The sequence below is a fragment of the Thalassotalea eurytherma genome (assembly GCF_030161415.1).
Classification (GTDB): Bacteria; Pseudomonadota; Gammaproteobacteria; order Enterobacterales; family Alteromonadaceae; genus Thalassotalea_G; species Thalassotalea_G eurytherma.
In genome coordinates this window covers 65,078-89,248 of record NZ_BSSU01000003.1, presented here as the reverse complement: position 1 = coordinate 89,248, position 24,171 = coordinate 65,078, and the positions used below count along the sequence as shown (strand labels likewise).

Genomic DNA, 24,171 nt, shown 5'->3' with positions numbered 1-24,171 from the left:
AAAGAAAAAGCGGCCTGTGCCGCTTTTTTATGACTTTTTACTGATTGTTTAACTGATTTTCTGACCGGTTAACTGGTTTCTACCATTTGCTTTACTGTGGTAAAGTTGCTCATCTGCAAGGTTTACAGCTTCAACAAGTTTAATTGTCGCATTGGGTGAAAGGTGGCAAACACCTATACTGACAGTAATTTGAAATAACGTTTCTTCATGCGTGAAAATCTCTTTTTCAATGAGCTTTCTATACGATTCAAACTTTTCATTGATTTGCTGCTCATCACCTTTAACAAAAACAATAAATTCTTCACCGCCGAAACGCGCTATTAAATCGGTGTTGCGTTTGAAGTGAGCTTTGAGCTTTTCAGCTAAGGTAATAATACAGGTATCACCGGTTAGATGGCCGTATAGATCATTTACTTTTTTAAAATGATCTATGTCTAACATTGCAATCGCGCAAGGTAGTTTCTCTCGTTGTGAAAGTTGAAAACTATTCTCTGCTAATTCATCAAAGCTGTTACGGTTTAAAAGGCCTGTTAAGCCATCGGTGCGTGCTTTAAGTTCCAGTTCAAAATTGAGGTGCTGTAACTGTTTGGTCTTTTCTTCTACTTCACTGGCCAAGTGTTGTTGATAATTACGTTGTAGGTTATGTGCGTGATTAATTTTCTTTGTTAAAAACGCAAACTCGGCAGGGCTGTCTGCCGGTAAGTTTACTTTCATGCCTTTATCAAGTTGGCTAAATTGCTCAATAAATTGGACTAATGGTGTTGTTAGCCGTTCTGATACGGTGCGAGCTAAAAATAGGAATAACACAATAATGGTGAATAAACTTAAAAGTACAACATAAAAATTATCAGTAATGAGTGTTGTAATAACGTCTGATGACTGGAACACAAACAGCTGCCAACCTCTTTCATTCTCAGTTACTTGGTAAAGATACTTTTTACCGTCAATTACAATCTCGAATGGTTTTGCGTTAGGGGCACGCTCTTGAGTTAATGCCTCGAAAAAGCCATCAACCATTTCTTTTTCAGGCATTGATTGGTAAATAACTTTCTTATTTGAATCTAAAATTAAAATAAATTCATTCGGGTTATCACCTAATAACTCATATTCAAATTCACCAAATTTGGGTAAGTTAAGTGAGCCTTCCGCAATACCTTGAAATTCATCATTTATGATGATTGGGCTACTGATACCAATAATCATATCAGAGCCAAAACCTCTACCTTGAAATACTTTTGAAATATAGGGCGTTAATGTTTCTTTAGGGTATTTGAAATATTCTCGGTCGGTTACTAAATGCTCATTTTTTGGTAGCTTGAGATAGTTTTGGTAAAAGCTATTTGGCGCGCCATGGGTAACTTCAGCCTGACTGTTAGCAATTAGCATTGAAATAAAGCCAGGGTAAAGGGCTAGATAATTATTTAATAGTTTTTGTTGCTCATCAGTTGATAATTGATAGTTTAGCGTGCTTGCCAACGCATCAATAGCGACTTGGTGACGGACAATATATTGTTCGATAATGGTCTCAAGCTCAGTCGCGTGATTAAATAATTTATCAACGGTTGTTCTTTCAAACTGACTAACAGATTTCTGCGTTAACGATAACGCGATAATTAGGCTTGGTAATACAATCGTTACAACACTTAGCCTAAAGATAATTTTGGATAAAGGCTCTCTTTTTCTATCCGGTAAGCTTGATGTCGTAACTTGAGGGGCGAAATAATTTAAGGCAATCGCAATAATGGTATACATAACACCGTTCAAAAGCTGTTTGCTCAAAATCATGATGTTAAAGTCAGCTGGCAAGTTAGCGAACAGTAAAATAGTGTAGGTTATAGGTAAGCCGATGAGTAACCAATAAATAATATCAGCGCTGAGTAGCCAAAACTTCTTTCTTAACATTAAGCCAAGAAAGAGGAGTTCTAAATTAAGTGTGAGAAAAAAGTAGGGGTTATCGGTTAAATACCACAATGAACCATTAGTGATTGCCGCGGCTATCAAAGCGCAGGAAAAGCCACGACTAAGTAAACAAAACAATACAAAGCTTTGACCAAGGTGTAAGGTAAGCTGACCGTATAAATCGAATGTCAAATAGATATTTGTTATCGCGCCCAAACAACCGAACAATAACCCATAAAGGTACAGTTCAGGACTTTTTAACTTATTGATTAATTTTTCTTTTGTTAACATCTACTTAACTATTTATTGTTTATGTTTTTTATCATAAATTGTTTTGTACCTTAAATGCAAAAAATTAAGCGGATAAATTTAAACATTCAAGGCATAAAAAAACCGGCTTATGCCGGTTTTTTTGATTTAGTTAAAGCCTTTCAATAACGGCGTCAGTAAAATCTGTTGTACCATGCTCACCACCTAAATCTCGTGTGGTTCTATCGCCTGATTCAATAACATCCTTTACTGCATTTCTAATGTTATTGGCTTTATCACCCATGTCTAAGTACTCAAGCATCTGAATAGCAGCAAGAATAACCGAGGTAGGGTTAGCTAGGTTTTTACCTGCAATATCTGGTGCACTACCGTGCACGGCTTCAAATATTGCACAGTCTTGACCAATGTTAGCACCAGGTGCCATACCTAAACCGCCAACTAAACCTGCACACAGATCAGATAAAATATCGCCAAATAGGTTGGTGGTAACGATAACGTCGAATTGCTCAGGGTTCATAACCAATTGCATACAACAGTTATCAACGATCATTTCACTTGATTCAATATCAGGGTAACGCTCACCAACTTCACGGGCTACTTTCAAAAATAAACCTGATGTTGATTTTAATATATTTGCTTTATGAACTGCCGTTACCTTCTTACGGCCTTCTTTGCGGGCTGTTTCATATGCAAACTCAACTATACGTTCAGCACCTTCACGAGTAATCAAACTCATAGCTTCTGCATGGGCACCGTCTTTAGTAACTGTTTGTCCTAAACCTGAGTACATACCTTGTGTGTTTTCACGAATAGTAATGATATCAATGTCTTCGTAACGTGCTTTTGTGCCTTTAAATGACAATACCGGGCGAACGTTTGCATATAATTGAAACTGCTTACGTAACGTAACGTTGATAGAGGTGAAACCTTCACCAACTGGCGTTGTTAATGGGCCTTTTAATGTGATTTTGTTTTTTTCTATTAACTTAATCGTTTCTTCAGGAACAAGCTCACCGTGCTTTTCTAGTGCTGTTAAACCCGCGTCAGCAAACTCATATTCAAAATCACAACCTGCTTTGTCTAGAACTTTAAGAGTTGCATCGATAATGCTTGGACCGATGCCATCGCCTGGGATGACTGTGATAGTTTGTTTAGCCATTATTTTACCTTTAATTTGCTGTTAGCATATTTGCTAGAAGAACGAGTAGTGATTGACGTAATGGTCTAACCACTACAATTGCGATGCTTTATATCATGCAAAAGCCATGTAATCTAGTATGAAATTTTTCACACTCGATTACATGTTGAATTCATATATTGATAAAGTATAGAGGCTTAATGATAAATCACTAAGTTTTTAACAAAGGCTTAAAAAGTAGAGCCTGGAGAGTAGATTTAAAGCTGTTGGAACATCTCGTGGGCACTCTTGCCGATGCCGGTAAGCGTGCCGTCTTTAAATAATAGTGCAGTGCATTCTTCTATTGTTGTAATACCATCAGATTTGACATGGTGAGTACGATAAAACATCACTTGATAATTACCACTATCTCGTTTTTTCGCTTCGGTAAGGTCAGGGCTGCCTAAATCAGTTAATGCTTGTTCAAATGAAAATTGCTCAAGTTGCAGTTTACCTATGTACTGACGATTAAATTCTTCACGATCTTCCCATTTCATGTTGGTTGGGTTGTCGTCGTAGAACGTAACCACTAATGCGACGAAAATACCATAAGAAACAAGCGCTAATGCTATTAGGGAAACGACTTTTTTATTCATTTTTTTTGAGAAAGCTGGGAAAATTCAAGCTATAGAATAGCCGTTAGTCATGAGTTTGAAAAGCCCTTGAAATACATATTAACAAGATTTTTACGTTTTCTTAGGCTTGTGCTAGATTCAAGCGTATATCTTTAAGGTTAAAACCAAGTGGGATGTCTTGCTTGAGGGTTAATAATTTCCTACTTAACTCCATTTGCGATTGGTTTTCTTCTAACTTTCTCTTTATCGCTGGTTTTAATTGAGGCGCATTTTTTACAGCCGCTAAAGAGCCATATTCATCGAGCAATTGAGCTGCTGTTACTTGTCCAATGCCAGCCACACCAGGAATTTTATTGGTCGTATCGCCAGTTAAAGTCCATAGGTCGAGTAATTTATCGGGCGTAACTTGAAACTTGTCTTTAACGTATATCTCATCTAAATAACGACGATTAAAGTAATCGTATACTTTGATGTTTTCATTGATAATACTTAAAAATGCTTTATCGGTTGAAACAATGGTAGTGTGTTGATTTCTTAACGCTACCTTGACTGATAGTGTCGCAATAACATCATCAGCTTCATCTTCATCAGGCTCGAGTGAATCTACGCCTAACGCCAGAAAACTATCTTGGATTTTATTCATTTGTTGGGCTAAGTGACTAGGCATTTTTGCTCTACCTTTTTTGTAATCTGGGTAGAGGGCGTAGCGAAAACATGGCTTTTCACTGTCAAAAACGACTAGCGCATGGCTTGGCTCAAGTTGCGCAAGGATATTTTGAAGGGCTTGGAAGCAAGCTTGCACGGTATTGTGCAAAACTTGCTGTTGAGTGTTAGGCGCGAGTTCGCCATTAAATAAAAATGGCCTTTCTTGAACGGCATAAATACGACGAATTAAATTTAATGCATCAATTAAGACTACATGCGCTGACACTCATTATTCTCCTACAATTTTGTAGCACGGCGTATAGGTAGAGCCGGGTAACTTCATTCGTTGTTGTTTTACAAAAGACTGTAACAGCTTGTCGACTCGATGCATAATTTCTTTTTGGCCAGAGATAGCAAATGGGCCATTTTCTCTAATCGATTTAACGCCTTCCGCCTTAACGTTCCCCGCAACTATGCCTGAAAAGGCGCATCGAAGATTCGCTGCTAAAGTTTGCACAGGTAAAGCCTGTTCAATCGCTAGATTTGCCATGTTTTGATGTGAAGGCTCAAAAGGCTGTTGAAACTCGTCATCTATATGTAGCGACCAATTAAAGTGAAAACCGTCGCCTGTTTTACATCGATAAGCCATAACATCAGTTAAACTCTGTTTTAGGCTTTGTGCAACGGCTTTTGGATCATCAATAATGATTTGGTAAAGGGCCTGAGCTTGTCGACCTAGCGTTTCACCAATAAAGCTATCAATATCTTCAAAGTATTGCTTACTTTCTTTTGGCCCCGTTAAAATAATAGGGAGCTTTTGCTGAGCGTTACTAGGGTGTAATAAAATACCTAAAATATAAAGTAATTCTTCTGCTGTACCTGGGCCACCAGGGAAAATAATAATACCGTGAGATAAACGAACAAAACCTTCTAACCGCTTTTCAATATCCGGCATGATCACCAATTCGTTAACGATTGGGTTAGGTGGTTCAGCAGCAATAATGCTAGGTTCTGTAAGCCCGATATAACGTCCACTAGATATACGTTGCTTAGCATGGCCGATATTAGCCCCTTTCATTGGTCCCTTCATTGCGCCAGGGCCACAGCCAGTACAAATATTGAACTTTCTTAAACCAAGTTCATAACCAACTTGTTTGGTATATTTGTACTCATTCGGGTTAATTGAGTGGCCGCCCCAGCATGTTATAAGGTTAGCGTCGGTTTCTGGTTTTATCGCTTTCGCATTACGCAAAATATCAAATACGATGTGGGTATTTTTGTCACTAGGTGATATAGATTTTGGTGAGTTGACATTAACGTAGCGGAAATTGGTATAGATAATATCGCGCAATACAGCACTTAAATGCTCTTTGATCCCTTTGATTATTTTGCCATCAACGAAGGCGTCTTCCGGTGGATTGCTCAAAGCTATTTTGATGCCTCGTTCTCGTTTGATCACCTCGATATTAAAATTTGAGTATTTATCAAAGATCTCTTCTGCGTTATCTGTATTACTGCCGGCGTTTAATACAGCGAGTGAGCAGTTTTTGTAAAGCTCATAAAGAGTTTCGTCAGTTTGTTTTTGAAGTAACTGAATTTCTAAGTGTGAAAGTAGGCGCATACTGCCTACTGGATTTACTTGAATGTGCATAAACTACTCCTTAACAGGCCAGTAAAAACGCATAAGTAACAGAATGTTATGCGTCGTATATGACTTTGTTTTTACCTGTTGTCTTTGCTTGATACATGGCTTTATCAGCGCGTTCAAAGCTAATAAAGACATTGTCGTCATGTCTGATGTGAGTCGCACCAACAGAAACGGTAATGCTGACTTTTTTGTTTTTGAATTTAAACGGAAGGCGAGCAATTTTTGTCCTAACGTTGTTCAGTTCTGCTTCCAGTGCTTCTTGCTCAATGTTTTTGTAGATCAATACGAACTCTTCCCCACCATAGCGAGCAGCAAAAGTACCTTTTGAGATGGCAGATTGTAGTGTGTTGGCGATAACTTGTAGCGTTTTATCGCCGGCTGTGTGGCCAAAGGTGTCGTTGATGTTTTTAAAGTTATCGAGATCCATGACAACAATAGCAGCTTTGCTACTACTGGGGGCGGCAATGATCTTACTCATTGCGTCATCGAATGCTGCTCTATTTCCTAATTTAGTTAATGGGTCGGTAAAATTTTTCTGAATTTGCTTATGTAGCTTTCTTTCAAAATTTTTACTTTCGCTATCAAGTTGTTTAACTTTTGCTTCCATCGCTTTTAGTTTCTTTTCTAAACGCGAGTGGCTGTCTTTTTCTACATCGACTTTTTTCTCAATGATGCCAGCGATAGACAGCAGTTTCGTACTAATCTCATCTTTTACCTGTACCAGTGATTCAGAGACATCAACTGATTCTGATATTTCATCTAATTTATTGTTTAACGCAGTGTTTAATTCATGATGTTTCTTCATATTGACATCATTTTCTGACAACGTAGAACTAACAGCGTTTTGCACTGTTGTTAAGGTATTACTTAATGAAGATAAAAAGGTTTTGGCTGTGTCTCGCTCTTCTTTTAAATCAGAGGCAATCAATGAAAATGCATTAACGATTGAATTAATAATGTCGTCGGCATTATCGCTTTGGTTGATTTGCTCTTTAAGTTGACTGAGTTGCTGCTGGTAACGAGCTGATAGCGATAGCTTATTTATCGACTCTATCACTTTATCAAGTAGTGCTTGATCTATACTAACGGCACTAATATTTGTCGCAGCGGTTGGCTGGCTGTTAAGTAAACCTTGTTTGGGTATTTCTTCTCTCGTGCTAATTGCTTGATTATATAACTCAAGAAGCTCGCTAAGCACTGGCATATATTGAATTAATGTATCTTTACCGTCACCTGTTTCATTGATCAGGTCACGCAATTGCCTTCTTGTTTGTGGCGGTAAACCCTTAGATTTTTGCAGGGAGGTACTGGCTTCAACAAACTTTTCATGTACTAATCGAATATTAATATCATTCTTCGTTGCTTGTTGCTTTAACAGCACGGAAATTGTTTTGATGTGCTCTTCAATAACCTCAATAGGTTCTGATTTATTGATGAGAGAGCGAAAGTTAGCCAGTTTGTTATCCAGCTCTAAATCCATCCCTTTGCAAACGCGAGATAATTTATCAATGAATTGGAGGAATAAAGAGGATTGAGACTTAAGATCTTCTTCTAACGATGCGCGTGAGCCAATAGCGGAGTCGAGTCTTTCTTGGAGTCTTTTTAATTGTCCTGCTTCAACGGCGTCTGAATTCATACGGAAAGATGTTCCTTTTCTCTACAAAGTTATTCTTATTACGAATAATGATAGTGTAATTATCATGTTTACTGGGTAACAGCAAGCGCCAACGTATTATGCTTACGCCTGATGCGGTTAATCATAATTATCTAGTATACGACATTATTAGTAATATATTTGAAAATTATATTAAAAAAATAATGTATTTAGTTTTTGATTTATCAACCGTTTTTTTACTTATAAATTAGTCTTTCTATGTTTAGAATAGAAGGATTCAAATTCACTCATTAAATATATATGACCCGACTTTTCAACTTTTCTTCGTTAAAACCACATAAAAAGCATCTTCTTGCATTTACCTATTGCTTGGCAGCTCTATCTCCATCGGCATTTGCCGATGTTCTCGTTGATATTAATATTGATAAACCAGAGCACCATTTATCAACTATTTCGATAACATTCGACCCATCGGATAGGCAACAAATGCAGTTGCAATTGCCTGTGTGGCGCACGGGACGCTACGAAATTTTAAACTTAGCGAATGGTATTCGAGCCCTTTCTGTTACTGATAGTGAAGGGCAGCACCTTACTTGGTCAAAGTCAGCGAAAGATACTTGGCTGATTGAAGATGTAGCAAATAAAAGCGTGACCGTTAGTTATCAATTATATGCGAATCAATTAGGTAAACGAACACGCCATATTGATGATAGCCACGCATTCTTAGATGCGTCTGCCGTAGTTATGTATAGTGATGAAACACGAGATGAACAACACTCAATTAGTCTCAACGTGCCAGAAGGTTGGCGCAGTGTTTCTGGGTTAGCTTTTGGCGAAAATGAACATCAGTTTATTGCGCCAAATTATGACGTTTTGGTTGACTCACCAATTGAAACAGGTGAATTAAAACATCACGAGTTTACCGTTGACGGTCGTGAATACGAACTTGCGATATGGGGAGAGGGCAATTACGTAGAGCAGGACATGGTGCGCGATCTTAAAAAACTTGTTCAACAAGGCCCTGCTATTTGGTCTGATTATCCGTATGAACGTTATGTCTTTATGGTTCATGCAACGAGTGGGGCTAGAGGTGCAACAGAACATTTAAATTCGACAATCATTCAACGTAACCGTTACGCCTTCAATTCACGTGACGACTACTTGAGTTTCTTATCAACAGCTTCTCATGAATTTGTTCATACGTGGAATGTTAAACAGTATCGACCTGAAGGGTTGGTTCCTTATAATTATCAAGCTGAAAACTACTCAAATTTACTTTGGTTATCTGAGGGCTCGACAAGTTACTTCCAGAATCAATTACTTGTACGTGCTGATATTATGACAGTGCCAGAGTATTTAAAACGTGTATCAAAACGAGTCAACGGTTTTATGCGCAAACCTGGTAGAGACAGCCAAAGTGTTGCACAAACAAGTTTTGATAAATGGATAGATGAAGGCGGTGATTATGGTAAGAATCATAGCGTTAATATCTATTCTGAAGGTTACCTAGTTTCATGGTTGCTTGACTTTGCCATTATAGAAGACACAAAAGGCAAGAAAAGCTATCGTGACGTTCATAACGCATTGTCGAAAGATTTCGCGCTTCCGAAAAGCTTTAATGAACAAGATGTGCTGACAATCTTACGAGACGTTACCGGTAAGTCATATGAATCTTGGTGGCAAGAAAATGTACATGGCACACCTCAACCTGATTTTGACAAGCTACTTGCTAAAGCTGGCTTGAAAATTACCTATGGCAAGAATGAAAAAGTTAACGCTTGGACAGGTATTTCAACAAAGCCAACGCCAGGTGGCTTGACGGTTACCGCTGTTGAGAAAAATAGCCCTGCTTGGCAGTCGGGTTTTACAACTGATGATATTATCGTTGCTGTTGATGGTTTAAGAATGGCTGATAAAGATCTGAATAAACGATTAAAGAACTTTGCGCCAGAGCAAACCATACACGTTAGCTTTTTTAGACGAGATCAGTTAATGCATAAAAACATTACCTTAGGTGCATTACCTGAAGGTACTTTATCGATTAAATTGGTAGAGAAGCCGTCGAGAAAACAAAAGCAATTCTTTAAAGCTTGGACGGGAATGAAGTTTCCTAAAGCTTAAGTAGGAAAATACCTTACGCCTTTATTGGCGTAAGGTTCTAGCATTTGGTGCTTGTTGTTCAAATGAGCTTCTAAAGGGATTGATATCTAATCCACCACGGCGTGTATAGCGCGCGAAAACACTTAACTTTTTAAATTCACCAAACTTTTGTAGGTCGGTATATATTCGCTCAACACATTGTTCATGGAATTCATTATGTTGGCGAAATGAAATCAAGTATTGAAGTAATGCCGCTTGTTTAATTTCTTTGCCACTATAACTAATGTAGACACTTGCCCAGTCTGGCTGGTTGGTGATTAAACAGTTTGATTTTAATAAGTGGCTCACCAGTACTTCTTTTTTAAATGTCGCATTTTCACCATGAAGTTCATTTAAAAAGGCATCATTGAATTGGTAATCATCAACACTAATATCATGTTCATCGATACACACGGCATCATGGTGTTTAATATCTAGCGCAGGGCAATCATCAACAGTAAACAACGTAACTGAAACAGGGGATTTTGCAATCGCCGATAAATCGCTACAAAGTAGGTTTTTAACAGCGTCATGTGACTCAAATCTGCTTTGATTAAAGCTATTAAGGTAGAGTTTAAATGACTTTGATTCAACAATGTTTTCACTGATTGCTGGCACACGAAATTCAGCAACAGCGACAACTGGCTTACCTTTAGGGTTTAACCAAGACAATTCATAGCCATACCAAACATCTTCACCATAAAAAGGTAAAGCATCATTAGTAAGGCTTAGTTGAGCTCGGTTTAAACTTCTGGGTACACCTTGCAGTAAATTTGGGTTATATTCACTGGCATAATCTGTTGTTTTTCCAAGTGTCAGACCCTCAAGTGCCTTTGCGTTTTTATATGTGGTCATCACAATCTTCATATCAATATACTTAACTGAGTATTTTAAAGGATCTTTAATGTCGATGAAATCATCAAATCCGTTATTTCAGCCTATCTTTGAATTTGCTAACCAATTTATTGCGAAATGTGAGCAAGTTTATGGTCACAAACCATACATAGAAAAGGATGACCAATGGCTGTCACCATGTTTATGTGGTGAACGCGATGATGAAAACGATTACTGGCAACCGGCTGAAATGAAAAATGTTCATAGCTTTGCTAACGTTGAAGAAGCCTTAGGTATTAAATTGCACCCAACGGTTATTGAGTATTTTACGACTATCTATTCTGAGCCAGTGCCTGCGAAAACGGAAGATGGTGTTCTTGAGTTACTATTTGCTTGGAATGAAGAAGATTTTGAGCGACTACAGCGCAACGTTATCGGCCATGTTTTGATGAAACAGAAGTTAAAACAGCCGATAACGATATTTTTTGCTGTTACAGATCAAGAAGACATCATTCTATCTGTTGATAACGAAACTGGCGAAGTTTGGGCGGAAAAAGTTGGTAAGCTACCTCATAAAAAAGTAGCCGATAGCATGTTAGCATTCGTTAACATGCTAGAGAGTTATGTTGCTCCACCACAGTAAATAAGGCTATTTGGTTTGTAATTTAGCCATTTCAATTTTCAATTGTTTAATTTCTTCTTGTAGTGGTTCAATAGCCTTATTGACCGCTTTGGTAATTTGAGCAGCGATAGCATCGTTTTCGTTGTCCTTCGGTTGTTCTTTCTTAACTAAACTCGCACCTTTAACATCAGTATAATCTGGCTGATGTTGCCATGTCTTCAAGGTGGAAATGATAACAGGTAAGGGTGTTGATTGAGTTAATCGGCCTTTAACTAAGGCTACACTGGGTTTTCTTCCTTCGTTGGCAATGCGATTTGCCGTGATGATTATTTCTTCAATGTTGGTCATATTTATTAATTTATCATTTGGTAATTCGTTATATTTTAGCGAAATTGACTATTCGTTTCAGCAGTTATTTTAGAAATAAAATATATTATTTATTTAAAACAATAACTTAAAAAGTTGGTCAATGAATTGCTGAAGAAGGTTATCAATAAAAGAAAACAAAGTTTAGGATGAATATTTATGAAAAAATCACTTTTAGTTATCGCAGTTGTCACACCTTTAGTTATGGGGTTATCTGCGTGTTCAATTAATATCGGTGATGATGATTTTGATGGTTATAGTTCAACAAGCCATAAAGGTGAAGAGTATAACAACAGACAACAAATCGCTAATTTGCGCATTGACACAACATATGCTGAAGTTATTAACCGCTTAGGTATTGCAGAATTTAACGAAACATATGAAAAAAATGATGAGACTATCCAAGTACTTTACTACCGTACTCAACGTAAACACAAAGATGGTTTAACAACGAAAGACGAATGTACGCCATTAATTTTTAAAGGTGGTTTATTAAAGAGCTGGGGCGAAATGGCGCTAGCGCAAATTTAATTAATGCCTAAGTTGGGCGTCTAAGCTATCCACTATTTCTGCCCAATCTGAATCTTGTGCAAGGGCTTCTTGTAAAAAGGAAGCCTGAGCACTATTCCAAATTGTCGCCTCATATATGACGACTTCATCAGCTATTCCTCTGTTCTGTTCAATAAACTGTGTTATTTGTTCGTCACTATTATTAAGCCCTAATTGTGCAAATAAGCACGCTAATGTGTGCGATGAGCGGTCCATAACAATCTCCCAAATAATTTCTAATTAGTATAGTTTGGTTTGCCATAGATCAATAAATACAATTGACCAAAAATCAAACAAGCTTTATGGTTGTTTTATAAAAAATATAACAATCGTGTTGGAAGGAGTCTCAATGAGTAGCGAAGCCGTGGCACAAGATAAACCAGAAATTAGAGCCGAATACCTAAGTGCGGAAGATTTAAAAATAGCCGCATCGCTTTTGTATCAAGCATATCATGATGATCCATTATTTTTAGAAATCTTTAATGGGGAAAAGGATGAGTATGAACAACGATTACGGGCGGCGATACGTGAAGAGCTTTCAGCCTTCTGGCAATCAAAACAACCTATCGTCGGCTTGTATTTAAATGAAGCAATGGTTGGTGTGGCTTGTTTAAATAGCCCAGATAAAACCGTTGAATCTGAACGTTTTTGGCATTGGCGCTTAAAAATGTTACTTGGTGCTGGATTTTTAAGTACTAAGCAAATGATTGAAAAAGAAAAGACGATTATAGCGGCGGTGCCTATGAAACATTTCCATATGTTGTCTTTTATTGCGATACACCCATTGCATCAACATCATGGCTTTGGTCATTACCTCATGGCTGCAGTGGATACCATTTTACAAGAGCATCCGTTGAGTGAAGGTGTCGCAGTGTTCGCGACGATGCAAAAATACCGAGAGTTTTTTAACGATGTTGACTATCAAGTGGTCAAAGAGCTGTCTTTTGGTAAGGTTGACGGTGCCTTAATGGTTCACTACCGACATTCATAGCAGGTGTATAATGAGTGATAAAAAATATCAATCTTTTGAAGAGTTCTATCCGTTTTACCTTTCTCAACACGGCAATGGTGTTTGCCGTTCTTTGCACTACCTCGGTAGTGCGATTGCCTTATTTTGCTTGAGCCTATGTGTTAAGCATGGCGAGTTAATTTATCTATTATATGGTTTGTTAGGTGGTTATGGCTGCGCATGGATAGGTCATTTCTTTTTTGAAAAAAACGAACCTGCAACCTTCCAATACCCTTGGTATAGCTTTTTAGGTGATTGGCGAATGTTATGGGACTTTCTGACAGGGAAACTAAAATAAATAAGTTGTTGTTTATAATTTGTACTCGTTAATTAATTCAGCTATGTTATTTACGTTGAGTGGTTAACATGTTGTTAACTTGGGGTTTGTTAACTGCGTTATAGATAACTATTAAAGGATTAATCTATGAAAAATTTACTTTCCGTTGTTACGGCTTTGGGGCTACTTTTGCTTGTGCCTCAATCTAATGCTGAACAATTAGAAGCGTGTCAATCAGATGCCTGTGTTGAGTATTTCAATAAGTTTAAAAGAGGCGCTAAAGGTGGTCACTTGCGAGCTATGGCAACGTTGGGGCAGTTTTATTATGTCGGCTACGGCACTGAAAAAAATGAAGATAAAGCCTTAAAGTATTTAGAAAAGGCAGCTCGAAAAGGTGAAAAGTCATCTCAATATTTAGTGGGTGCTATTTCATTGCTTAGTGAAGAAAACAAAGATTACAAAAAGGCGGTTAAATACTTAGAAAAAGTCGCTAAGTCTAATTATAAAGACTCAAATTTCTTACTGGGTACTTTATATGTTAATGATAAATTTATTAAGCATGACTATGAAAAAGCAGACTTATATTTAGCTAAGGCTTATAAACAGAGTGATCCACGTTTACCTGATTTATTAACTAGCGTAGATGATGATCTGAAAAAGCATGCGTCAAATTTTCCTTTGTTAACAAAACAGATGAATAAAAAACCAATGAAAAAAGCTGACGATGGCAGTTTTGAATGGCCGTCAACGAATATGGAAGTCATTACAATCAACTCTCCACCTTTAGAGTCACGTTTTGATGAGCAACTTGTGATGTTTAAAAAACGTAAAAAAACGACGGGCTCTCGATTCCAAGGGCAAACTTGTGAAGAGCAGATTAGCTGTTATCAAACACGTTTAAATGGTCAAGCAACGGATACGTTTTTCAATATTACTTCGGCATATTCATACTCTAATTAGTCGTTTGCTTTAACTAAATAAACAGCCTGCGGGCTGTTTTTTTTGTAACCAACAACCGGTTTTAATTTAGTAATCAAAGGTTTTCAGCTAACTTTGTAAACGAGTTCAATTCTGAGGCACAGATGATGAGAAAATTTTTTGTACTAATGCTAGCGGCGTTGTTATTCAATTTCCCCTTTTCCTTGCTTGTTCAGGCACAAGATAGCGCTGTAAGAAATTCACCGATTGACTTTTATCAAGATGTTAAACCCATTTTAGATAACCGTTGTACTGTTTGCCATGGCTGTTATGACGCGCCTTGTCAGCTAAAGTTGTCATCTGTCGAAGGAATAGAGAGAGGACTCAGTAAAGAGGTTACCTATCAAGGTGCTAGGCCTATAGCGACAACGCCTCAACGTTTATTTATTGACGCTCATACTAAAGAACAATGGCGAGAAAGAGGTTTCAACGCCGTCTTAAATGAAAACGGCAGCGATCCCCATTCTAGCTTGCTATATCGAACCTTATTACAGAAACAATTGAAGCCCTTGCCACAAGCCCCCATTTTAGGTGACAGTTTTGATTTTTCTTTAAACCGAGCGCAAACCTGCCCGTCTAAAAATGAATATGACAAAATGATAAAGAAACAACCACTAGCAGGCATGCCTTATGGTTTACCTGCTTTATCTGGTGATGAATTTTCAACAATGACATCTTGATTGGAAAACGGGGCAAGCTATGATGAACGAGCACCTTTAGATGAAGCACTTAAAACACAAATCAATCGCTGGGAGTTATTTCTTAATCAACAATCTAAAAAGCAACGATTAGTTGCTCGTTATATATACGAGCATTGGTTTTTGGCTCATATTTATTTTGATGAAGTAGCCGCTAATGGTGACCCCATTTTTTTTAGATTAGTGCGTTCAAAAACGCCACCGGGCGAGCCTATCGATATTATTTCAACCCGCAGGCCTTATGATGATCCAGGCGTTAAATCCTTCTACTATCGTTTATGGCAAGAGCGTGGCAGTGTGCTTTTAAAAACACATTTACCGTTAGCGCTTAACACCTCTCGTATGGCACGTATTACCGAGTTGTTTTTAGCGCCTAAATACAACGTCTTTAACTTCCCTAGTTATAAATCAAAAACAGCGTCAAATCCGTTTAAAGCGTTTGAACAAATACCGACCCAATCGAAGTACCAATTCATGCTCGATGAAGCACAATTTACGATTATGGGTTTCATCAAAGGTCCTGTTTGTCGGGGGCAAACCGCCTTGAGTGTAATCAATGATAGGTTGTGGGTATTTTTTGTCGACCCAAATTATTTTTCGAGTGAAAAAGTAAATCAGTTTTTAGCAAAACAAACCAACAATTTACGATTGCCTGCTGAAAGTGAATCTAATGCGCTTACAGTAACCAATTGGTTCAAGTATGCCGGCGCTCAAAGTGACTATTTAAAGGCTAAACAAAAACTTATTAATAAAGAGTATAAAGGCGTAAAAACTGATTTGCAGCTTATCTGGCAAGGTGATGGCTACAATAAGAATGCATCGTTAACCATTTTTAGGCACTTTGATAGTGCTACGGTAGAAAAGGGGCTTATTGGCGAAACGCCCAAAACCGCATGGTTAATTGATTATGCGTTGCTCGAAAGAATTCACTATTTATTAGTCGCTGGTTTTGATGTATACGGAAATGTTGGGCATCAGTTTAATACAAGAGCGTATATGGATTATTTACGAATGGAAGGGGAAAATAACTTTCTCTCGTTATTGCCGAAGGAAAGCCGACAAGCCTTGCGTAAGTACTGGTATCGAGACGCAAGTGCACCAACGATTAAGTTTCTGAGGGATGAAGCGTATCAATTAAACAGGGAAACATCCATTACTTATAAAACAAGTGCGCCATTTGATGAGCTACTTACCATGATCAAACATTATTTATCGCCGGTTTTGAGTCATCGTTTTGATCTTGATGAAACACGTGATCATATGGAGTTAACGAAAATCAATAAAGTTCCAGCCAAAGCCGCTAACCTAATGCCTGAAATATCTATGCTAATGGTATCGAACAATGATGGCAGTAAACGTGCCTACAGCCTGCTAAGAAATAGCGCGCATTACAATATATTAAGTATGTTTAATGAAGAAGATAGACGTGCTTACGATGAGGATAACTTGACAATTGTGCCAGGCTTTATCGGTGATTACCCTGGTGCGTTATGGCATACCGATGAAGAGAATCTAAGACACTTTGTGAATCAATTACGTATGGTTAATTCTGAGGAGGATTACCAAACCTTGCGCACTCACTTTGGTATACGAAGAACCGATGTTAATTTTTGGCAATTTAGTGATGATCTACACCGTCTTGCCAAGCAATATAAGGGTATCGAATACGGTTTGTTTGATTATAACCGATTACAAGACAGATAATTAGCGTGAGATATCCTGGATAAGTTCAGCCTAGACAGCTGAACTTATGTTTATTGCTTACATGCCGGATAACTGGTCGACAGTTGCGGTACAGCTTTTTGCGAAGATATCGAGAAAATATTGTACCTCAGGTAATTCTTGCTTAATTTTATCGAGTTTGTGATCTAAGTTAACTTTCACATGGGCAAACTCTTGGTTACCAAAATGCAGTTCATCTAATGTTTTGAGGTAAGCAGACAGTAAATCTGCGGCTTTAATTAGTTGCTTGTATTGGCTATCAACATTGTCCTGAATAATTAATTCATTGTAAATGTCTCGAAAGTCGTCAGGTAAAGAGTCGATACACTCTTGTTCGGCAAGTTTTTCTAAGCGTTTAAATTCTCGAGTTATCCCAGGGTTATGATATTTCGTATTATGATTAATATCTTGGTGGCGTGCTTCACTGCATTCGTGAAATAGCGCCAGTGTAGATGCTCGATCAGCGTTTAAGGTACCGTTAAACTTGGTGTTACGAATGACTGCCAATAAGTGTGCAATCACAGCGACGAGGTGCGAATGTTCAGCAACATTTTCTGGTTTTATGCAGTGCATCAACGCCCAACGTTTAATGAGGGGCATGCGGTAAATCCATGCAATAAAGTTACTTTGTTTCATTAATATCACCTTGATTGTAGGTACTGAAAAAGTGACCTAGGCGTTCTATAGCTGGTATCAGTTCATCTTCATGTGGCAGAAAAACTAGCCTAAAATAGTTTGCTTCTTTGATATTAAAGCCGCGACCATGAACCAAGAGAATTTTCTCTTGTTTAAGGATATCTAAGACCATTTGCTCATCATTGGTAATGTTGAATTTATCTTTATCAACTCTAACAAATAAATAGAGCGCCCCCATTGCCTGATTGCACGATAAGCCATTTATCGCATTAATCCCTTTAAACGCTATATCGCGCTGTTTCTTAAGTCGCCCACCTTCATTGATAAGCTCGTTAATACTTTGGTAGCCACCAAGAGCTGTTTGAATGGCATGTTGAGAAGGGACGTTGGCACATAAACGCATTGAGGCAAGCATATTCAAACCTTCAATATAACCATGAGCGTGATGCTTAGGGCCGCTAATCACCATCCAGCCAGCTCTAAATCCAGCAATTCGGTAATTTTTGGATAAACCACCCATGGTGATTATCAGTACATCGTCAGCTAGTCGCGCTGTAGGTATGTGAGTTGCACCGTCATATAAGATTTTGTCATAAATCTCATCACTAAAAACAATGAGTTGGTGCTCTCGTGCAAGTGCAATAATTTCTTTAAGCACAGCTTCTGAATATACCGCCCCCGTAGGGTTGTTTGGGTTGATTAAAACAATCGCTTTGGTTTTGTCGGTGATTTTCGCTTTAATATCGTCGATATTTGGGAACCACTGATTTTCTTCTTCACATCGATAATGTACCGGTGTGCCGCCCGATAGCGACACCGCTGCTGTCCATAACGGATAATCTGGCGCAGGAATGAGTACTTCATCATTGTTATTTAGTAAGCCTTGCATCGCCATAACAATGAGCTCGCTTACGCCATTACCAATGAATATATCGTCGACTTCAACATTTAAAATACCTTGCTGTTGAAAGTATTGCATAACGGCGACGCGCGCTGAATAAATGCCTTGAGAATCGCTATAACCTTGAGCGGTAGGTAGCTGGCGAATAACATCTTTTAAAATATCGTCAGGTGCTTCAAAACCAAATGGGGCGGGGTTACCAATATTGAGTTTGAGGATTTTATGACCTTCTTCTTCAAGTCGTTTTGCTTCTTGGGCAATTTGTCCTCGAATGTCGTAGCAAACATTATCGAGCTTTGAAGATTTTTCAATATTTTTCATGGTGATATTCAGCAACATTAAGGTGTACCAGCATTGTTACGAAAAAATAATGATTTTGAAATAGTTACTTGCACTTTTTTAATAGCATTTTGATGTAAAACACCTAATGTAGTTATTAATCCTGTTTTTTTTGCACTGTTTAAGTATTTAGAAGGACGAACTATGCCATTACCGTTACTTTGGTTAGGCGCTGCGGCTGTTTCCGCATTAGCAATTAAGTCTGCAGCTGATGAAAGAAAAGCAAAATATCAATCCCGTCGATTGAAAGACGGCGTTGATCGGTATTCGTCTCAACGTAACAACGATCGAGCTGTTGCAATTTATCCAACCGATCTATTCCACAGTGAAGTGATTGTAGAGCCGACTTTTGGTGCTATTGTCTGTTGTGGAATAGGTGGCGTATTTGAACATACCGGCATTTGGGTAGGAGAAAATACCATTATTGAACTTGATGGCAATGGCTTAATTAAGCCCGTATCAGCCGAGCGCTTTATCGGTAATCGTAGTGGAGATAATATTTTCGTTGCCTGTGATTCTAACGCAACACCGCTTGCTCTGCCTGAAATAGGCGAGCGGGCATTGTCACAGGTTTATCAATACCAAGACTATCATATGATAGAAAATAACTGTCATCAGTTTGTTTGGCATTGTTTTGATAAGTTTAAAAGTCCGGTTACGAGTTTTAGTCGTCTTAATGAAAAGATTGCGCAGTATTACGATAGGGTAATTTACTGGGACCTTGCCAAAACCTCATAAAAAAAGGGAGCTATATGCTCCCTTTATCAACATTTTACAGCCTATTTATTAAAAAGCGCCATAACACTGTCGATTGCAATTAGTGATTTCTCACCAGTGATACGATCTTTTAATTCAATCTGTTGATTGTCTAGGTTACGTTCACCAACAACGAGAAGTTTAGGCGTACCCATTAATTCGTGATCAGCAAACATCACACCAGGGCGCTCTTTTCTATCGTCAAAAATTACTTCGATACCCGCTTGTTGAAGCTGCGCATAAAGGTTTTGAGCCGTTTCTTGAACGCGAGCAGATTTATGCATGTTCATTGGTACGATAGCCACTTGGTATGGTGCGATAGCTTCAGGCCACTTAATACCATACTTATCGTGATTCTGTTCAATCGCAGCAGCAACAATACGAGAAACACCAATACCATAACAACCCATTGTTAATGTTTGGTTTTTACCTGATTCAGTCAATACACCACAGTTCATCGCTTGTGCATATTTTTGACCTAGTTGGAAGATGTGACCAACCTCGATACCACGTTTGATAACAATGTTACCTTGACCACAAGGGCTAGGATCACCTGCTACCACGTTGCGTAAATCTGCTACTTCATAAGTTGTAACGTCACGCTCCCAGTTTGCACCGATAAAATGAAAACCATCTTCATTTGCACCACAAACAAAGTCAGCTAGATGAGCAGCACTGCGATCAGCAATAACGCGAATGTTTAGATTTACTGGACCAATAGACCCCGCGTTTGCACCTGTTGCCGCAACAAGTTGCTCATCAGTAGCAAATGTTAGTGGTGAAGCGATGCCTTCAAGCTTTTCAGCTTTTAATTCGTTAAGTTCATGATCACCGCGAACCACCAACGCAATAATTGGTGCAGCTTCATCGTCTTTCGCTTCACCTAAAACAAGCAAAGTTTTAACTGTTGTATTTGCTTCAATTTTTAAGAAGTTAGCAACGCTTTCAATGGTTTTAGCATCAGGTGTAGCTACTTTATTTAGTTCTTGAGTTGGTGTTGCACGTTCGCCGCTTGGCGCTAATGCTTCAGCTTTTTCAATGTTGGCTGCGTAATCACTTGCATCACTAAAGGCGATATCATCTTCACCTGAGTCGGCAAGCACATGAAACTCATGAGAGCCTTCACCACCAATTGAGCCGTTGTCGGCTATAACTGGACGGAAATCTAAACCAAGTCTCTCAAAAATGCGACAGTATGCATCGAACATCACTTGATACGTTTGCTTTAAACATTCGTCAGTTGAGTGGAATGAATAGGCATCTTTCATTAGGAACTCACGGCCACGCATTACACCGAAACGTGGGCGAATTTCATCACGGAACTTTGTTTGAATTTGAAAGAGATTCATTGGAAGCTGCTTGTAACTGCTCACTTCATTACTTACTAATTTAGTAATAACTTCTTCATGTGTTGGACCTAAAACGAAAGGGCGCTGATGACGATCGTTTAACCGAAGTAACTCTGGGCCATAGTCGTCCCATCTGCCTGATTCCTCCCATAAATCAGATGGTTGAACCATTGGCATTAATACTTCGATTGAGCCGGCTCGTTCCATTTCTTCACGAACAATGTTTTCAACTTTTTTCAGTACTTTTAAACCAGTGGGTAGCCACGTGTAAAGACCAGATGCTAAGTGGCGAATAAGGCCAGCTCTTAACATTAATTGATGACTAACGACTTCAGCATGCGCTGGCGTTTCTTTTAACGTAGAAAGTAGGTATTGACTAGTACGCATTGAAAATAATGTCCATTTCGGAAGATTCAAAAATAAAGTGGCTTATTCTAACAGGGCGTTTATCGAGGCAAAAGAGCTAAATGCAGTTTGCCTCAATAATTTATGGTTTATTGATGAGGAAGTTGTTGGTTAGTAGTAATTGACCGTATTCAACACGTGCTAGTTTTCGCCCATGCCACCAACGGTTATGTAGCGACCCTTAAACTTGATCAAGCCACGATGATCCATTGTCGCTTTAGCTGTTGTTATCATATGCCATTTGTTATTGGATAGCTTGTATTGCCATAACACGGGACTTGGCGAAGAAGGCGCCTTATCGTAGCCAATTCCATTATAATTATAGGGATTGCCACTGCCGCCAATAAAGATAATGCTATTAGACGAATGATCACCCATCGCCGCCATGCGATAACGTGCCGAGCCGGTAGGGTGTTTAAGTGTAGTCCAATGGATTTTGGTTAAGTCTTTTTCGTTGATTTCTCCCTTATAACAGGCTGGCTCTGCTGAAAAGCCACGACGTTTAACAGGGTAATAATCAACTTTAACGCCATCACAAACAACTAAGGTGTTGTCGACCATGCCACCGGCTTGACCAAAAACGGGCTTGCCAGGAAACGGCGAGCCTTGTTGCCATTGATTGGTTTTGGTGTCATAAATTTGTACTAAATTGACGTTACCATCATTGTGCCAGCCTGAAATTAAAAAGATATATCGGTTTTGATAGGTTAGAGCAATACTGTCATCTACAGGCACTGGCATAGGAGCAAGTTTGGTATATTGATGATTGCTAGGATCAAAGCGATAAACGTCGGGCACCGATACTTCACTATGATCTTTAGCCACGGTATAGCCGCCAAAAACGTAAGCATAGTTGCCAATTGATGCAGCAACACTTGCAAGTCTGCCGGTTAAACCGTTAGGCGGCTTTTCTATTGGTACGCCAGGCGCATGTTGCCATGTATTAGAAGACGCCCGATAAACGAACACTTTATTGTGAACAGCTTGGTAATCTTTCTCTTTACCTAAGCCTGAAAATGAAATGATATATTGCTCATCATGTGCAGTGACATGAGCGACGGCATTGTTTGTTACCGGCTCTGGTAAGCTTGCTATTTGGGCGTAGGAAAAGGTCGTAGAACAAGTAAAAGCTAAGCCAAAGACGATTGCTTTGATAGTCGTATTAATCATAAAGGGCTGTTATAGAGCAGTTTATCTGAAGCTAAGAGCTTAACTAAGTTTGATTAACGTGTCATTTTTTTAACAAAAACGACAACGAACAAGGCAATTGTAAAGCTGCCAGTAAAGGCTTCAAAGGCTGCTATTGCTCTGGAAACGCCTATGGGCGTGAAATCACCATAACCTAAGGTAGTAAAGGTCACAACTGAATAATATAGGCAACTAAAAAACCAGTTGATGTTGTCTTTAAAGCTAGCGTTTATGTCGAAAATATAGAAATTGCCATGATAATTTAGGCCCGTTACACTGTATAAAATAGCGCAAATTAAAATAAGTAAAATCGAGAAACCGACAATACGCATCGGCTCTTCACCATAGCCACAAAATAAGTCTATACCTTTCGATACTATGCGCTTTGCAGAATAATTAGGCTGTTGCATTCTGCGCATGGTTAATTCTTTTTTGATAAAGGTACCTGCGTAATTAAATAGCCCCTCGGATTCGGAGTGTTTTCGTAAATCACGATAGATTTCTTCTGACTGTACATAATAATCATGTGCACTTGAGTGATGCTTTTTTTCCGTTGCTAATTTAGCAAGCTCTTCTTGGAATATATTTTTACCAAAGTCGATGTTTTCAATTTTACAGCCTGATAATTTGATACCGAGTAAGTTTGCATTAAGCAAGGAAGTGCAATTTAGGTTAGCATCGCGTAAATCGGTTTTCATTAAACTTGCATTATTGAGATTTGCATTAAATAAATGGGCATCTCGAAGGCTCGCGCGATAGAAGTCGCAATAAGAAAGGTCATAGCCAGTTTTATGACCGTGATTTACGAGGTCTATATCATTAAGTTCGCAATGTTGGAGCTTTAAACCACGCAGAAAGCCACCATGTTGGGCATAGTGCTCTAATTTATCTTTAATATTCGAACCTGACTTATCAACGTTCAGGCTATGCCAAAAGCAAAGGCCATCATCTGTTGCTTCATTGGGGCACAGATGGTTTTCAGGATCGATATACTGACATTTATACTGATCTTCACTCATACAAACAGTATAGTAAGGTTCTAAAATTATTCATGTTTCTATATAAAACTAATTAAAAAGCTAGGCCGATGAAAACACAAATAACGTTAGTTGATTATCATAACCCTACACAAGCAGCAGATTTGATGATGTTGCTCAACGCATATGCGAAAGATTCGATGGGGGGCGGTGAACCGCTGTCTGAGTACGTTCAGCAAAACTTGATAACTAACTTACAAAACCAGCCACAAGTTTTTTCTTTGATTTGTTATGTTGATGAAACCCCCGCCGGCCTTGTCAATTGTGTAAAAGGATTTTCCACCTTTAGTGCAAAGCCTTTAGTGAATATTCATGATGTTGTTGTGTTGCCGTTATTTCGTGGACAAGGTATTAGCCAACTCATGTTGGCCGAAGTAGAGAGTATTGCCCGTGACCATGACTGTTGCAAACTAACCCTTGAGGTACTAGAAGGGAATCATATTGCGAAAAACGCCTACCAAAAGCTTGGGTTTGCCGGTTATGAGCTTGATCCTGGAATGGGCCAAGCAGTGTTTTGGCAAAAATCCTTGAAATAAG

Annotated in this window: 22 protein-coding genes and 1 pseudogene; 9 read left to right on the top strand and 14 right to left on the bottom strand. The window is 38.6% G+C overall.

What is annotated here, in order from left to right; genetic code table 11:
• Positions 1-48 precede the first annotated feature (48 nt).
• The 6 genes from QQK02_RS03120 to QQK02_RS03095 all read right to left on the bottom strand — a co-directional run bounded on the left by QQK02_RS03120 (position 49) and on the right by QQK02_RS03095 (position 7,850).
• A complete protein-coding gene (locus QQK02_RS03120) occupies positions 49-2,190 on the bottom strand; it encodes a sensor domain-containing diguanylate cyclase (RefSeq protein ID WP_284206492.1) in 2,142 nt (713 codons plus the stop codon).
• 130 nt (positions 2,191-2,320) lie between these two features.
• Positions 2,321-3,328, bottom strand: coding sequence for an isocitrate dehydrogenase (locus QQK02_RS03115; RefSeq protein WP_284206491.1), 1,008 nt, complete (start codon positions 3,326-3,328; stop codon positions 2,321-2,323).
• Between the two features lie 236 nt (positions 3,329-3,564).
• A complete protein-coding gene (locus QQK02_RS03110; RefSeq protein ID WP_284206490.1) occupies positions 3,565-3,942 on the bottom strand; it encodes a DUF3192 domain-containing protein in 378 nt (125 codons plus the stop codon).
• Positions 3,943-4,042: 100 nt separating this feature from the next.
• Positions 4,043-4,852 carry a flap endonuclease Xni gene (xni, locus tag QQK02_RS03105; RefSeq protein WP_284206489.1) on the bottom strand — a complete coding sequence of 270 codons (810 nt, stop codon included), beginning with the start codon at positions 4,850-4,852 and terminating at the stop codon, positions 4,043-4,045.
• A 3-nt stretch (positions 4,853-4,855) separates the two neighbouring features.
• Positions 4,856-6,217 (bottom strand): nucleotide 5'-monophosphate nucleosidase PpnN, encoded by a 1,362-nt coding sequence (gene ppnN, locus QQK02_RS03100; protein WP_284206488.1) that lies wholly within the window; start codon positions 6,215-6,217, stop codon positions 4,856-4,858.
• Between the two features lie 46 nt (positions 6,218-6,263).
• On the bottom strand, positions 6,264-7,850 hold the full coding sequence (locus QQK02_RS03095; protein WP_284206487.1) for a GGDEF domain-containing protein: 1,587 nt from the start codon (positions 7,848-7,850) through the stop codon (positions 6,264-6,266).
• Positions 7,851-8,129: 279 nt separating this feature from the next.
• Here QQK02_RS03095 and QQK02_RS03090 point away from each other — a divergent pair, with 279 nt between their 5' ends.
• Positions 8,130-9,950 (top strand): M61 family metallopeptidase, encoded by a 1,821-nt coding sequence (locus QQK02_RS03090; RefSeq protein WP_407705002.1) that lies wholly within the window; start codon positions 8,130-8,132, stop codon positions 9,948-9,950.
• Between the two features lie 21 nt (positions 9,951-9,971).
• On the opposite strand, the gene queF is transcribed toward QQK02_RS03090, so the two are convergent.
• A complete protein-coding gene (gene queF / locus QQK02_RS03085) occupies positions 9,972-10,823 on the bottom strand; it encodes an NADPH-dependent 7-cyano-7-deazaguanine reductase QueF (RefSeq protein WP_284206485.1) in 852 nt (283 codons plus the stop codon).
• 49 nt (positions 10,824-10,872) lie between these two features.
• On the opposite strand from queF, the gene syd reads away from it, so the two are divergent.
• Positions 10,873-11,445: a SecY-interacting protein gene (syd, locus tag QQK02_RS03080; RefSeq protein ID WP_284206484.1), complete on the top strand. Its 573-nt coding sequence runs from the start codon at positions 10,873-10,875 to the stop codon at positions 11,443-11,445.
• Between the two features lie 6 nt (positions 11,446-11,451).
• Here syd and QQK02_RS03075 read toward each other — a convergent pair whose 3' ends face one another.
• The gene (locus tag QQK02_RS03075) at positions 11,452-11,772 is read right to left on the bottom strand and encodes a hypothetical protein (RefSeq protein WP_284206483.1); all 321 of its coding nucleotides are present in this window, start codon (positions 11,770-11,772) and stop codon (positions 11,452-11,454) included.
• 177 nt (positions 11,773-11,949) lie between these two features.
• Between QQK02_RS03075 and QQK02_RS03070 the strand changes: the two genes are divergently transcribed.
• Positions 11,950-12,321, top strand: a complete 372-nt coding sequence (locus QQK02_RS03070; protein WP_284206482.1) for a DUF3192 domain-containing protein — start codon at positions 11,950-11,952, stop codon at positions 12,319-12,321.
• On the opposite strand, the gene QQK02_RS03065 is transcribed toward QQK02_RS03070, so the two are convergent.
• Positions 12,322-12,555, bottom strand: a complete 234-nt coding sequence (locus QQK02_RS03065; protein WP_284206481.1) for a DUF2789 family protein — start codon at positions 12,553-12,555, stop codon at positions 12,322-12,324. It lies immediately after the preceding gene.
• Positions 12,556-12,688: 133 nt separating this feature from the next.
• On the opposite strand from QQK02_RS03065, the gene QQK02_RS03060 reads away from it, so the two are divergent.
• From QQK02_RS03060 to QQK02_RS03045, 4 genes and pseudogenes are all read left to right on the top strand, one after another.
• Entirely contained in the window at positions 12,689-13,330 is a 642-nt protein-coding gene (locus QQK02_RS03060; protein ID WP_284206480.1) for a GNAT family N-acetyltransferase, read from the top strand.
• A gap of 10 nt (positions 13,331-13,340) precedes the next feature.
• Complete coding sequence (locus tag QQK02_RS03055) at positions 13,341-13,646, top strand: DUF962 domain-containing protein (protein ID WP_284206479.1); 306 nt, start codon at positions 13,341-13,343, stop codon at positions 13,644-13,646.
• 126 nt (positions 13,647-13,772) lie between these two features.
• On the top strand, positions 13,773-14,585 hold the full coding sequence (locus QQK02_RS03050) for a tetratricopeptide repeat protein (RefSeq protein WP_284206478.1): 813 nt from the start codon (positions 13,773-13,775) through the stop codon (positions 14,583-14,585).
• 122 nt (positions 14,586-14,707) lie between these two features.
• Positions 14,708-17,005, top strand: a pseudogene (locus tag QQK02_RS03045) (fatty acid cis/trans isomerase).
• A gap of 57 nt (positions 17,006-17,062) precedes the next feature.
• Here the strand turns inward: QQK02_RS03045 and yfbR are convergent.
• The gene (yfbR, locus tag QQK02_RS03040) at positions 17,063-17,659 is read right to left on the bottom strand and encodes a 5'-deoxynucleotidase (RefSeq protein ID WP_284206477.1); all 597 of its coding nucleotides are present in this window, start codon (positions 17,657-17,659) and stop codon (positions 17,063-17,065) included.
• Positions 17,646-18,881, bottom strand: coding sequence for a pyridoxal phosphate-dependent aminotransferase (locus tag QQK02_RS03035; protein ID WP_284206652.1), 1,236 nt, complete (start codon positions 18,879-18,881; stop codon positions 17,646-17,648). The genes yfbR and QQK02_RS03035 overlap by 14 nt, the downstream gene beginning before the upstream one ends.
• A gap of 162 nt (positions 18,882-19,043) precedes the next feature.
• Between QQK02_RS03035 and QQK02_RS03030 the strand changes: the two genes are divergently transcribed.
• Positions 19,044-19,637 (top strand): C40 family peptidase, encoded by a 594-nt coding sequence (locus QQK02_RS03030; protein WP_284206476.1) that lies wholly within the window; start codon positions 19,044-19,046, stop codon positions 19,635-19,637.
• Positions 19,638-19,678: 41 nt separating this feature from the next.
• On the opposite strand, the gene QQK02_RS03025 is transcribed toward QQK02_RS03030, so the two are convergent.
• From QQK02_RS03025 to QQK02_RS03015, 3 genes are all read right to left on the bottom strand, one after another.
• Positions 19,679-21,391 (bottom strand): proline--tRNA ligase, encoded by a 1,713-nt coding sequence (locus QQK02_RS03025; protein ID WP_284206475.1) that lies wholly within the window; start codon positions 21,389-21,391, stop codon positions 19,679-19,681.
• Between the two features lie 159 nt (positions 21,392-21,550).
• On the bottom strand, positions 21,551-22,579 hold the full coding sequence (locus QQK02_RS03020; RefSeq protein WP_284206474.1) for a Kelch repeat-containing protein: 1,029 nt from the start codon (positions 22,577-22,579) through the stop codon (positions 21,551-21,553).
• A 53-nt stretch (positions 22,580-22,632) separates the two neighbouring features.
• Positions 22,633-23,616, bottom strand: coding sequence for an ion channel (locus QQK02_RS03015; RefSeq protein WP_284206473.1), 984 nt, complete (start codon positions 23,614-23,616; stop codon positions 22,633-22,635).
• Positions 23,617-23,684: 68 nt separating this feature from the next.
• On the opposite strand from QQK02_RS03015, the gene QQK02_RS03010 reads away from it, so the two are divergent.
• The gene (locus tag QQK02_RS03010) at positions 23,685-24,170 is read left to right on the top strand and encodes a GNAT family N-acetyltransferase (RefSeq protein ID WP_284206472.1); all 486 of its coding nucleotides are present in this window, start codon (positions 23,685-23,687) and stop codon (positions 24,168-24,170) included.
• Position 24,171: the final 1 nt, after the last annotated feature.

Bases quoted from the DNA above. Each gene is read 5' to 3' on its own strand.
- QQK02_RS03115 (WP_284206491.1), bottom strand. From the start codon at position 3,328: ATGGCTAAACAAACTATCACAGTCATCCCAGGCGATGGCATCGGTCCA.
- QQK02_RS03075 (WP_284206483.1), bottom strand. From the start codon at position 11,772: ATGACCAACATTGAAGAAATAATCATCACGGCAAATCGCATTGCCAAC.
- QQK02_RS03095 (WP_284206487.1), bottom strand. From the start codon at position 7,850: ATGAATTCAGACGCCGTTGAAGCAGGACAATTAAAAAGACTCCAAGAA.
- ppnN (WP_284206488.1), bottom strand. From the start codon at position 6,217: ATGCACATTCAAGTAAATCCAGTAGGCAGTATGCGCCTACTTTCACAC.
- QQK02_RS03110 (WP_284206490.1), bottom strand. From the start codon at position 3,942: ATGAATAAAAAAGTCGTTTCCCTAATAGCATTAGCGCTTGTTTCTTAT.
- QQK02_RS03025 (WP_284206475.1), bottom strand. From the start codon at position 21,391: ATGCGTACTAGTCAATACCTACTTTCTACGTTAAAAGAAACGCCAGCG.
- QQK02_RS03060 (WP_284206480.1), top strand. From the start codon at position 12,689: ATGAGTAGCGAAGCCGTGGCACAAGATAAACCAGAAATTAGAGCCGAA.
- QQK02_RS03015 (WP_284206473.1), bottom strand. From the start codon at position 23,616: ATGAGTGAAGATCAGTATAAATGTCAGTATATCGATCCTGAAAACCAT.
- QQK02_RS03065 (WP_284206481.1), bottom strand. From the start codon at position 12,555: ATGGACCGCTCATCGCACACATTAGCGTGCTTATTTGCACAATTAGGG.
- QQK02_RS03120 (WP_284206492.1), bottom strand. From the start codon at position 2,190: ATGTTAACAAAAGAAAAATTAATCAATAAGTTAAAAAGTCCTGAACTG.
- QQK02_RS03035 (WP_284206652.1), bottom strand. From the start codon at position 18,881: ATGAAAAATATTGAAAAATCTTCAAAGCTCGATAATGTTTGCTACGAC.
- QQK02_RS03030 (WP_284206476.1), top strand. From the start codon at position 19,044: ATGCCATTACCGTTACTTTGGTTAGGCGCTGCGGCTGTTTCCGCATTA.
- QQK02_RS03020 (WP_284206474.1), bottom strand. From the start codon at position 22,579: ATGATTAATACGACTATCAAAGCAATCGTCTTTGGCTTAGCTTTTACT.
- yfbR (WP_284206477.1), bottom strand. From the start codon at position 17,659: ATGAAACAAAGTAACTTTATTGCATGGATTTACCGCATGCCCCTCATT.
- QQK02_RS03050 (WP_284206478.1), top strand. From the start codon at position 13,773: ATGAAAAATTTACTTTCCGTTGTTACGGCTTTGGGGCTACTTTTGCTT.
- QQK02_RS03070 (WP_284206482.1), top strand. From the start codon at position 11,950: ATGAAAAAATCACTTTTAGTTATCGCAGTTGTCACACCTTTAGTTATG.
- QQK02_RS03010 (WP_284206472.1), top strand. From the start codon at position 23,685: ATGAAAACACAAATAACGTTAGTTGATTATCATAACCCTACACAAGCA.
- QQK02_RS03055 (WP_284206479.1), top strand. From the start codon at position 13,341: ATGAGTGATAAAAAATATCAATCTTTTGAAGAGTTCTATCCGTTTTAC.
- QQK02_RS03090 (WP_407705002.1), top strand. From the start codon at position 8,130: ATGACCCGACTTTTCAACTTTTCTTCGTTAAAACCACATAAAAAGCAT.
- queF (WP_284206485.1), bottom strand. From the start codon at position 10,823: ATGACCACATATAAAAACGCAAAGGCACTTGAGGGTCTGACACTTGGA.
- syd (WP_284206484.1), top strand. From the start codon at position 10,873: ATGTCGATGAAATCATCAAATCCGTTATTTCAGCCTATCTTTGAATTT.